We start from the raw sequence: 12,328 nt of genomic DNA, 5'->3' as shown, positions 1-12,328 counted from the left end.
TTACGCCAACCGCCTGAAGCGCGAGTACGTGATCTGGACCCAGTCCGTCAATTACACTTATGACGCCGCGGGCAACCTGACCGACAAGTCGGATGAACTCGGCAAGCACAACCAGTACCGCTACGATGCCGACGGCCGCCTGGTGGAACACACCGACGCCAACGGCTTTGCCACCAGCTACGGCTACGACGCGGTCGGCAACCAGATCAGCGTGGCGCGCGGCGGCTTCACCACCACCAGCGCCTACGACGCGGCCAACCGCGTGGTGTCGACGGTGGACGGCAACGGCTGGCGCACCGATTTCGTCAACGACGCGGTCGGCAACGTGCTGGAGCAGCACCAGCAGATCGACCTGGCCGGCACCACGGCCAAGACCAGCTATTACTACGATGCGCTGAACCGGCAAGTGGCCGAGCGCAGCGCTGCCGGCCAACTGAGCACGCAGCGTTACGACGCGGCCGGCAACGTGGTGTCCTCGACGCGCTACGGCCAGGCCGTAGCGCTGCCGGCCAACGGCGCGCTGCCGCAAGCGGCGGCGGGCGACGCCGGCCGCACCACGTCCGCTTCGTTCGACATCATGGGCCGCATGCTGTCCAGCACTGGCGTCGATGGCAGCGTGACCAGTTTCGCCTATGACCTGCTGGGCCACCGCGTCCAGGTGGCGGAATTCGCCGGAACGGCGAACGAGCGCGCCACCAGCTACAGCTACGACCTGCTGGGCCGCAAGACCTCCGAAACCGACGCGATTGGCAAGCGCACCGAGTTCGCCTACGACAGCATGGGCAACCTGCTGAGCGCCAGCGAAGGCGCCGGCACGCCGGAGGTGCGCGTCACGCGCTACGAGTACGACTTCATGCACCGCCTGGCGCTGGAGGTCAATCCTTTGGGCCAGCGCACGCAGCGCGGCTATGATGCGGTCGGCAACCTGGTGGTGGAAAGCACCGTGTCGGACGACCTGACGCAGGCGCGGACCAGGCACTTCCAGTACGACGGCAACCGCCAGCTGATCAGGACCTCCAACGACGGCTTCCGCGATGAGTCGACGACCATGGAGTACGATGCCTTCGGCAACCGTAACAGGATCACTACCAGCAACGCCGGCCAGTCGCACAGCACGCAGTACCACTACGATGCGGACAAGCGCGTCGACAGCAGCACCGACGGCAGCGGCAACGTCACGCAGTTCCGCTACGACGGCGCCGGCAACCTGGTGGAGACGGTGGAAGCGGCCGGTGTCGCCGGCAGCGAACGCCATACCCGCTACGCCTACGACCTGGACGGCCGCCTGACCAGCGTCACCGACCCGATGGGCTTCACCACCAGCTACCAGCTGGACGGCTACGGCAACCGCGTGCGCATCACCGACGCCGAAGGCCGCAGCACCGTGCAGACCTTCGACGTCAAGGATCGCCTGCTGACCGCGCTCGACGCGGCCGGCGCGCTGACCACCCAGGCCTGGAACATCGACGGCAAGCTGACCTCCAGCACGCTGTCGCGTGCCGATGGCAGCGACGCGCGCAGCACCCGCAGCCAGTACGACATCATGGGCCGCCTGGTGTCCAGCACCGACCAGTTGGGCTATACCGCCACGGCCAGCTACGACCTGTTCGGCAACCGCATTGCCGCCGTCAGCGGCCAATACCTGCTGCAGCCTGGCGATGCCGGCTACGACGCAGCGCTGGCGGCACATGCCCGTCCGGCCGAAGTCAAGCTGGCCTACGACGCGCTGAACCGCGTGGTGGCGGCGACCGACGCCATGGGCATGGTGACCACCACGGCCTACGACCATTTCGGCAACCGCCGCGCTGTCACGGCGGGCGCCGGCACTGCTGCCGCGCGCACCACGCTTTACAGCTACGATTCCGAAGGCCGCCTGCGCCGCACCGAATCGCCGGAAGGCGCCGTGGTGACCTACGAGTATGGCAGCGCCCAGCTGGACAAGCCAACCCAGGAAACCCACGAAAACCGCTTCGGCGCCGCGACCACCAAGCTGTATGCCTACGACGGCAACGGCCGCGTCATCAGCGAAACGGAAGGCGGCGTCACCACCAGCCATACCTACGATGCAGCGGGCAACGAAGCCGCCACCAGCGCCGGCGGCGCCGGCGTGCGCCATGAGTTCGACCTGGACGGCCGCGAAACGGCCCTCATTGACGGCGAAGGCAACCGCACCGAGTACACCTATGACAAGGTGGGCAACCGCATCAGCGCCAAGGATGGCCTGGGCAACGTCACCACCAACTGGTACGACCAGGGCAACCGCCTGGTGGCCACGGTCGACGCCATGGGCTACCTGAGCAAGATCACCTACGACCTCGCGGGCAACCGCCTGGCGGTGACCCAGTTCGCCAACGCCTGGCACGGCGCCCTCGATCCGGCCCAGCCGCCGGCCGTGGCGGCCAGCGCCATGGACCGCGTGCAGCTGGCCGAGTACGACCTGGCGAACCGCCAGACCCTGCTGGCCACGCCGGACGGTTTCCGCACCAGCTACGTGCTGGATGCCGCGGGCAACCGCCTGCAGCAGGTGGAGCATGCCGGCACTGCTTCGGCGCGCACCACCGACTACGCCTACGACAAGGGCAACCGCCTGCTGCGCCAGGCCGGCTTCGACGGCGGCGTGACCACCTATGCCTACGACATCGTGGGCAACCAGGTGCAGCAGTCGCTGGCCTATGCCGGCGAGCCGGTGCGCGTGACCAATTACGGCTACGACCTGGACAACCGCCGCACCAGCACCGTGTTCGACCCGAACGGCCTGCGCGTGGCCCAGTCCAGCAAGTACGACGACCTGGGCAACGTGATCGAAACCACCGACGGCGAAGGCCGCCGCAGCAGCTACGAGTACAACGGCAATGGCCGCCTGGCCTTCGTGCGCGACGGCATGGGCGGAGTCGTGCAGTCCTATACCTACGACGCGGCCGGCAACGTGGCCACCGAATCGGGCAAGGAAGGCCTCAAGACCTACACCTATGACCGCAACAACCGCCGCATCACTGCAACCGTGGCGGCGACCCAGCAGTTCTCCATCGCCAACGGCAGCAGCTTCGGCACCGCACAGTCCACCGTGCGCTACGACTCGCTGGGCAACGTGGTACAGGTGACGGATGCCAACGGCCTGCCGACCACCAGCTATTACGACGCCAAGGGCCGCATGGTGGCCCAGATCGACGGCGACAACGTGCTGCATGAATTCGAGTACGACGGCTTCGGCAACCAGGTTGCCGAGCGCCTGTACATGACGCGCCTGGCCGCCGCCGCCCACAACCCGGCGCAGCGTCCGGCCGCGCCGGCAGGCGAAGTGCGCCTCTACAAGTACGAGCACGACATCAACGGCCGCGTACTGCGCACCGTCTACCCGCAGGTCAGCCTGGGCAGCCTGTCCAACACGGCCGGCAACGACCCGACCGTGAATACGGCCATGGTGACGCCGGAAGAACATAACGCCTATGACGCCTGGGGCAACCTGGTGCAGAACGACGGCATCGACGGCGGCCACACCTTCAGCTACCGCGACGCGCTGGGCCGCCTGACGGCGCAAGTCGACTCCATGGGCTACCTGACCCAGTTCGACTACGACAAGAGCGGCAACGTGCTGCAGAAGCGCGTCTACGCCACCCCGCTGGCGACGGCGGGCCTGAGCGCCGCCAGCGTCCCGGCGGCGCCGGCCGGCAAGGTGGCCGTGACCAGCTACAAATACGACCTGGCCAACCGCCTGCTCGAACAGCGCGATCCGGCCGTGGAAGTGACCGACCCGGCCACCAACACCGTGTCGCTGCAGGCGCGCGTGACCAGCTACACCTATGACAAGGCCGGCAATGTGCTGGCCAAGACCATGGCAGCCGGCACGGCGCAGCAAGCGGTCGAGTACTACTACTACGACAGCCGCAACCGCATGATCGGCAGCATCGACAGCCATCGCGGCCTGTCGCTGTTCAACTACGACGCCCAGGGCCGCATGACGCGCAGCGTGCACTTCGCGCGCCCTGTGGCGGACGGCGTCAACGCCAGCGCCCTGGCCAACAACTACGGCGCCCTGCTGGGCGTGGTCTCCAGCGACCCGGCCGACCAGGCTTCGCTGTATTCCTACGATGCGCGCGGCCGCCTGGCGACCCAGGACGACGCCCTGGGCGGCGTCTCGGTCAGCGCCACCGGCGACACGCTGAACGTGGGCTACAACGGCTATACCCGCCGCAGCTACCAGTACGATGCAGTGGGCAACCGCAGCTGGGTGCAGGACCAGGACGGCTTCGCCGTCAAGAGCGCCTTCGACGGCATGGGCCGCACCGTGCAGGTGCAGCAGCCGGACGGCAGCGGCAGCCGCCAGTTCTACGATGCCGCCGGCAATGTGGTGTTCCGCTACACCGGCGAAATGAAGAACCAGGCGATTCCGGCCAGCGACATCAAGCTCAGCGTCGATGGCAACGACCTGGCGCTGGACTACAACACCGGCGCCAGCGGCATGGCGTCCTACGTGGTGTGGGACACCGTCTCGCACGCCGATGCGGCCAGCTACGCCAACCGCACCGAGACCAGCACCAACCTGCAAGCGGGCTCCGGCCACGCCGCGCTGCCACGCCCGGCAGCGGGCACCACGCTGTACTACCGCGTCGTCACGCAGGACGTGGCGGGCAACTGCGTGTACACCGGCGAGAGCAAGGTGGTGATGCCGCCTGCCGTGGACGACGTGCAGGTCAGCCGTCCTGATGCCAATACCATGCGCGTGCGCGTCAAGTTCGGCGCCGGCAGCCAGTCGCCGACCCTGTTCTACGGCCCGCATGGCGGCGCCAACACGGCCAGCCCGATGGTGCTGGCTGGCGACGGCTATTACGAAACCACCCTGCCGGTCAACGGCGACCCTGGCCAGCTGGGCTTCCGCCTGCAATGGCAGGATGCCGCCGGCGTGCAGTTCAGCACCGGCGAGAAATCCTTCCAGGCGCCGGGCCAGCGCGTGGGCACCAGCACTTCGCTGAACGAATCCGTGCAGCCGGGCGGCGTGATGCTGAACATGGGCCTGTCAGTCAACGGCGGCGGCCTGGCGTTCAACCTGTACGTGGCCAAGTGGCGCGTGCAGGGCAGCGACCGTCCGTTCTCGCAGAACGGTTCCACCAACGGCGCGATGGCCATTGGCGCCGATGCGCCGCTGGCCGTGGGCCAGGCTTACGAGATCGAGATCACCGGCATTACCGCCGACGGCCGCGAGGTCGTGCTCGAGCACCTGGTCTACACCCCGACCGGCGAAGCGGGCAAGTCCAGCCAGTACAACGCCTCCACCTGGGAGGCGCCGGCGGCCGGCACCGACCAGCTGGTCATCGTGCAGGGCCAGCCGGTCGTGGCGGAGCGCTACGCAGGCCGCATGCTGGTGCACACCAGCGGCAGCCCAAGCGGCGCCACCGCGGTCTACTACGCCAACCGCGTGCTGGCCAGCCACACCACCTCCACCACTTCCAGCGAATGGAAGGAATGGGTGGTCTCGGCCGACGCGCAAGGCAAGGACACCAGCCATTGGGAACAACGCGGCTACAACCTGGCCTTCAACACCACGCTGCATCCGAGCGAAGCAGCGCTGGTGACGGGCGGCCTGCACCTGTCGTGGCGCAGCACCGGCAGCGGCAACGGCGTGGCCTTCGACAACGACGAGTTGATGCAGGACCTGGGCAACGTCCAGTACAACCACACCGTGGCGAAGATTCCGCTGCCGGCCAAGTCGCTGGACTACAAGGTCTGGTACCTGGACGCGCAAGGCCGCGAAGTGATCGTCGACTGGAACCGTGCGGCGGACGACGCCAACACCCTGCATAGCGGCGAGTCCTACATCGTCCTGGCGGGCGAAGACGGCGGCAGCATCAGCGGCGCCACCATGAGCGCCGGCACCTACGTCGGCCCATTGAGCAATGCCGACTTCCTGCAGGGCATGCAGCTGGCCAGCGAGGAAACCGGCCTGGCCGGCGGCGCGCTCGATGCGGTGGCCAGCGACAGCGGCTACTTCAGCGAAACGCGCTACAACGCGCTCAATGCCAAGATCGCCTCGACCGAGAACGATGGCATCTGGCGCGAGTACGACGTGGATGCCGCCGGCCATGCGGTTGCCACCCATACCCTGGGCAAGAAGGGCAACGTCAACGGGACCGTGTCGTACGCGCAGTACGACCTGCGCGGCAACGAGCTGACCAAGTGGGATGTCGCCTTCGTGGTATCCGGCGAGGGCAGCGCACGCCGTCCGGTCACCCGTTCCAGCTACGACTTCCTGAACAACCTGGTGTCGCGCACCGATGCTGCAGGCAATACCAGCACCCGCGAATACGACGTGCAGGGCACCCTGCTGCGCCAGACCGACGCGCTGGGCCACAGCAAGTCCTTCAGCTACGACAACCTGGGCCGCGAAATTGCGGTCACCGATGAACGCGGCTTCACCAGCACGTCGCGCTATGACAGCCATGGCAACCGCGTCGAGCAGACCGACGGCGGCGGCGTGGTGACCAGGTACGGCTACGATGCACTGGGCCGCATCACGTCCCTGACCGACGGCGTGGGCCAGACCACGCCTATCGTCTACGACGCGCAGGGCCGCGTGGTGCGCCAGGGCTTCAACCAGTTCGGCTACGACGGCCGCGGCAACCGCACCGCCTCGTACGACTTGAACAACCCGTCCGGCCACCGCATCGAGATGCGTTACGACGGCCTGGGCCGCGTGCAGTCCGTGACCCAGTGGCGCCGTGTCAACGGCAGCTCCGTGGACGTCGCCACCACCAGCTACCGCAGCTACGACGTATTCGGCAACCTGATCGCGGAAACCGACGGCAACGGCAAGACCAAGCAGAGCCAGTTCGGCGGCTTTGCCCAGCTGCGCCGCGCCATCGACGAAGACGGCCGCGTCACCAGCTACACCTACGACGACTTCGGCCGCGAAACGTCGCAGACCAGCGTCAGCGGCAAGAATATCCGCCGCGCCTACGACGAGGCCGGCCACCTGGTCGAGATCCTCGACCTGGCCACCGGCGTGCGCACGACCTACGGCTACGACATCATGGGCCAGCGCGTGAAAGAGGAGACCACCGGCGTGGTCGACTTCGAAGGCGCCACCCATAACCGCATGCTGGCCTACCGCTTCGATGAACTGGGCCGCATGACGTACTGGAAGGACAGCGTCACCGGCCTGGATGAAACCATCAGCTACGACGAAGTGGGCAACCAGGTGCGGGTGCAAGGCAATGGCGGCGGCACCAGCGTCGACCATGGCACCGACTTCGACGGTGCAGGCCGCGTCATCGCGCTGCGCAACAGCAATGCCGTGGTGGGCCATTACACCTACGACGCCGCAGGCCGCCGCAGCACCTACACGGCCGGCGGTGTGGCGACCACCTACACCTACGACGACCATAACCGTCCTGCCACGGCGCTCAGCGTCAAGCAGCCCGATGCCTACGCCGTGAGCGAAAGCGACCTGCGCTTCACCGATCACGAAGACGACATGGGCAATCCGGTCTACACCAGCGTGACGGTACGCGAGGCGCTGCAGGCGATTGCCATCGTCCAGTACCGCGATGCGAACCGCTGGGCCAAGATCGCGCAGGACAACGGCATTGTCGATTTCGATGCCGATGCCTTTGCGACCCTGAACGGCCGTACCCTGCAGCTGTCGCGCGACGAAGAGCTGATCTGGCAATACGACGTTGCAGGCAACAACACGCTGTTCATCGAGAAGCGCGATGGCGTGACCTGGTCCACTGCAACCAAGACCTACGACCAGTCGAACGGCAACCTGACCAGCAACACCAACACGCTCAAGAAGCTCGACTTCGATCCGAACGCGCTGCCGATCACCGGCCACCTGTTCGACCTGCGCCGCATGAGCGCAGCGGAAGCCATCCACAAGGGCTACAGCCCGGCCGGCTGGGTCAAGACCGAGAGCGAAAGCCAGGAACTCTCGCAGCAGTACAACGCGGCGGGCAAGGTCAGCAAGACCACCATGCGCACGGTGACGCCGAAGTCGACCAAGACTTACCAGTACACCTACGACTACTACGGCGATGGCCGCGAGCGGTCGATCCGCGCCTTCGGCGATGCCAGCGGCAACGCGACCTTCACCTACAACGCCAACGACAAGCTGGTGATGATGAACCAGGGCCGCGGCGATGGCCAGGACCGTGACGAGATCTCCCGTTACGCCTACGACAACGACGACCACATCGTCGCCAAGTGGCACGACAACGGCAAGGACGGCGCGCGCGACCGCATCGACTATGTCTACGCCCAGGGCAATCCGGTGGCCGAAACCGGAACCGCGATCCAGGGCGGCGCGTACACCGCGATCGACACCAAGAACTACGCCCTGTTCGAGAACTACGGCAAGGACTTCCCGGGCGGCACGACCTCCAGCTACACCGTCAAGGGCGGCGAGACGCTGCAGGGCATTGCCAACACCCTGTGGGGCAACCCAGGCCAGTGGTATGTGCTGGCCGAGGCCAACGGCCTGTCCGGCACCGAGGAGCTGAAGGCTGGCCAGGTGCTGGTGGTGCCGTCCAACGGCAAGTCCGAGCCGATCACCTCGCAGACCCACAAGACCTACAACGAGAACGAAATCGTCGGCAGCAAGCTGCCGAACCTGAAGTCGCCACCGCCGAAAGGCAAGAAGTGCGGCGGCTTCCTGCAGATCCTGGTGATCATCGTTGCCATCGTGGTGACGATCTACACCGCGGGTGCGGCAGCTGGCCTGATGGGCGCTTCGCTGTCGGCGACCGCCAGCGCAACCACCTTCAGCGCCGGCCTGGCCGTGCTGGGCGGCGCTGGTGGCATGGCCGGCCTGGGCGCGGCGATGATCGGTGGCGCCATCGGCTCCATCGTCAGCCAGGGCGTCGGCATGGCCGTCGGCATCCAGGAACACTTCAGCTGGAAGAGCGTGGCCATGAGCGCTATCGGCTCCGGCGTGGCAGCCGGCATCGGCGGCACAGGCATGTTCAACCTAACTCCGTCCACGGCGATCAACACCGGGCTGACGGCAATGGCATCGAACGTGGCAACGCAGGGCATCAGCATCGCCTTCGGCCAACAAAAGAGCTTCAACTGGCGTGCCGTTGCGGCTTCCGGCATCGCTGCCGCCGCCAGCTCGAAAGTAGGCGATTTGCTGCAGAACGCCAATATCACTGGCAATAAGGGGATAGACGAATTCCTGGTGAAGACTGCCAAATCGGTGACGTCCGACGTCACCAGCCAGTTGGTGTCGACTGGCAAGGTGGACTGGCGCGGCGTTGCCGTGAACCAGGCCGCCAGCTATATCAATTCGACGGTCAGCGAAAAGTGGGGCTCTGGCGTGCAGAACGTCATCGCCGAGAGCCTGGTCGGCGCCGGCCTTGCAAGGTTGCGCCACCAGGATCCGCTGGCGGGCGCAATTGGCGGCGCGGTTGGCAGCATTGTTGGCCAGATGTCGCGCAGCACGTTCGCCGCGTTTGATATTAATGCGGAGGAAGTTGCGGTTGACGGCCAAAGTGCAGGCGCACGCAGGATGTTCAACTCGGGTGGAGTGGAAGGACGCACCGGCATTACGTTGCCGTGGAGTGTCGCCGACTCCGAAGTTCCGGCCTTCTCCTCCAGCAATATCCTGGACAGCATTGTCAGCACAGTGGGCTCCGGCCTTGGCAGCGCATTTGCACAATGGGCTGGCCGCGATGCTGCCGTAGCGGGCTCGACCGCGAGTGGCGCTGCTGCGCGTTCGTACGCTACAGCGATGCGCGACCCGATCAATGCCGAGGTCAGCAAGCGGCAAATCATGGATGGGCTTGGCAAGGCAACCGGCAAGACAAAGGAAGAGGTAAAGGGTCTTCTGCAGAATATCTCAGCACGCCGCGCGGAACTGGCGGAAGGCGACAAGGATAATCTGCTCATGGTTGCATTTGGTAAGGACATCCCTGCAGAGACCTTGCGGCAGATGTGGTCGGATTACAAGTCCGGCAATATCAAGTTCAATGTCCAGCTTGAGAAGATGGATGAGTACGGAAGCTATACCCGGGGTGAGGATGGCGGCACGATTCGTTTGAATTCCGATCTCTATGCACGCATGGAAAAAGGTGGCGTACTCGGCCAACTGGCCGGCGCCCATTTGCAAGCCGCTGTTTGGGAAGAGCAAGGTCATGCGATGGATGACATGGCTCGGCAGGCTGCAAACCGTCAAGGCGCCAACATTGGCGACGTTAGTCCGCACGATGAAGGGGCCATTTTCTCTGTGTTGATGACCCAGCAATTTGCCAAGTCGGTGTCGCCGGACGTCTCGAATTTCACATTCAAAAATGACTTCGGCAATGGCATGGAATTGAATGTGTCGACCAATATGGCGGTCCTGAAAGGGGTTGCAGTAGACGCGATCTATTCCGGACGCATTGTGTCGGAAAACCGGGATGAAGCAACGGGGACCGAGCATTACGGACCGGAAGGACATTACCTCACAGCTGCGGTTCTCTCTCGTGGCGTGGCAGATGCCACGGGAAAAAATCCAACTGACGCACGTTTGATGGCTGGACGCCTGGCGCTGTGGGCACAGATGCCGGACATGCTGGATGACATCGATGCGAAGTCCCAGTACGTCAAGGCACTCTTTGGCGATGGCGTCGGATTCTCCGAGAGCGAGAAGCGGAAGATGGAAGAAACATTTACCGCCGTCCATGCGCTGGCACCGGCTGGTTCTAATCCTGGGCCGGAGTGGATTACGGACATGCGGGCAAAGGCGCGTGAAAGAATCGTCAATGGCATCGCCAATGAAGACTTTGCGGACGCTGGATTTGCGATTCATACGTTTGGCGATACTTATGCGCATACCCACGGTGAAAAGAATGAACTGGCGTTTGTGGTTCCGCATGGTCACGGACTGCCTTCCGCGCTCGCGCTCCTTGGCATTGGTAAAGATCCTGATGATATTTATGCCCGCCCGGACTGGACCCGCACATACGCGAACGATCTGGCAAAAACCTTAGCCGCGGGCATGGGGGCGACGGACGTGAATGATGTTGCTGACCAGGCTATGGGGAAATGGAACGAGCTGTTTGATAACAACTCTACTCAAGCAGAATTCAGGAAAAAGGCTGAAGCTTGGCTTCGGACTGATCAAGGACTCGGGACGGACAACTTTGTGGATGAGTATCGCTCCACGGCGCCAGCTCTGTCGGCGAATGTCCCCGTGGATTTGACAATGGGCCTAAATCCTGTAGCTGTCCTGCCGGGCGCTCCACGTCGAACTGGACCGCAGTCGAGTGATCCCGTATTCACCCTCCGCGACGTGTTGGGTGGCGGTTCGCCCAGCACTGGTAACAATGGCGGCATTGACCTCGAGGCAGCAAATGAGTTGAGTTCGAATGGCACTCGTCCGTCGAATGTCTTACAACTGAGTGCAAATATGATCTCTGTTGGCAATATGCAGGGTTCCAGCCCGGCAGATCAAACAAATTCGGAAAACAGGCTAAGCAAGCTCGATGAGCAAAGCACTGCCCGCGCGAAAGCTCGTGCCGAATCCATGCAATCAATTGGTCTACTGCCAGAGTCGGAAGCCAGATTCTCCTTCCCATCAATGGAAGAGCTACTCGGACTGCAAGCCGGGTATTCATCCACAGTCGGAGCTAGCGCCTCGGCAAGCAGTTCCAGTACTGCTGGTCCACAAACGGCATCCAAGGGCCTTACCGATGCACAGGTCTTTGCCGGTAGCTCTACGCCATCGAACTGGTCCGAGACAACTATCGATAAAGTCAACAAAATCATTTCTGTTGGGATTAAGGCGAATTTTGATACCAGTTCATTGTCCTCTGATGATGCACTGAGGTTGAGTTCCCTAGCGGATAAGGGTGTCCAGAGATTCTGGAGTCGCCCAATCACTCTCGATGGCGACAAATATGATGTCTACTCCTACATTCTTGAAGACAAGACGGGGATGGAAATTTCGCTTAAGATCAGCGACGCACAGAGTTACAAGGATTACGCGCGGTCATCGAATACTATCGGCGGTAGTTGGTATGAGCGCGCGGCTGTTGGCTCAAACATCTACCATCAACCAGGTGTTTTCAAAGATGCTGAGCTTACCGATATGAATTTCATGGTGGTGGCAGCACACGAGATTGGCCATCCTTTGTTGTTGGATGCGGAAGGAAAGGAGTACTCCTGGGGACATAAAGGTACCTCTGGGACCTGGGGCGGAGAAAACGGTGGTCGACCGGCCGTTCCACCCACAGGGGAGTTGGACCTGATGAAGTATTACAAGGGTCTTGATTCCCGCACTGAATACAATCGAGCTAAAGCGAGTGAAGAAGATGTCAGGAATCTTATTTTCAAATCCAAACGCAATGGCCCTTAA

General features: G+C 63.6%; 1 protein-coding gene (only partly in view). It reads left to right on the top strand.

Annotated elements, in window-relative coordinates:
* Nucleotides 1-12,328 carry the final stretch of a LysM peptidoglycan-binding domain-containing protein gene (locus ACN9MW_RS29665; protein WP_426165698.1) on the top strand. 19,151 nt of this gene lie to the left of the window's left edge, so 12,328 of the gene's 31,479 nt are visible here — the last part of the coding sequence; its start codon lies off the left edge, out of view; the stop codon is at nt 12,326-12,328.

This window comes from Pseudoduganella sp. R-34 (genome assembly GCF_049904655.1).
Lineage (GTDB): Bacteria > Pseudomonadota > Gammaproteobacteria > Burkholderiales > Burkholderiaceae_D > Rugamonas.
The sequence above is the reverse complement of the archived record's forward strand: the minus strand, read 5'-3'. Positions and strand labels throughout refer to the sequence as shown.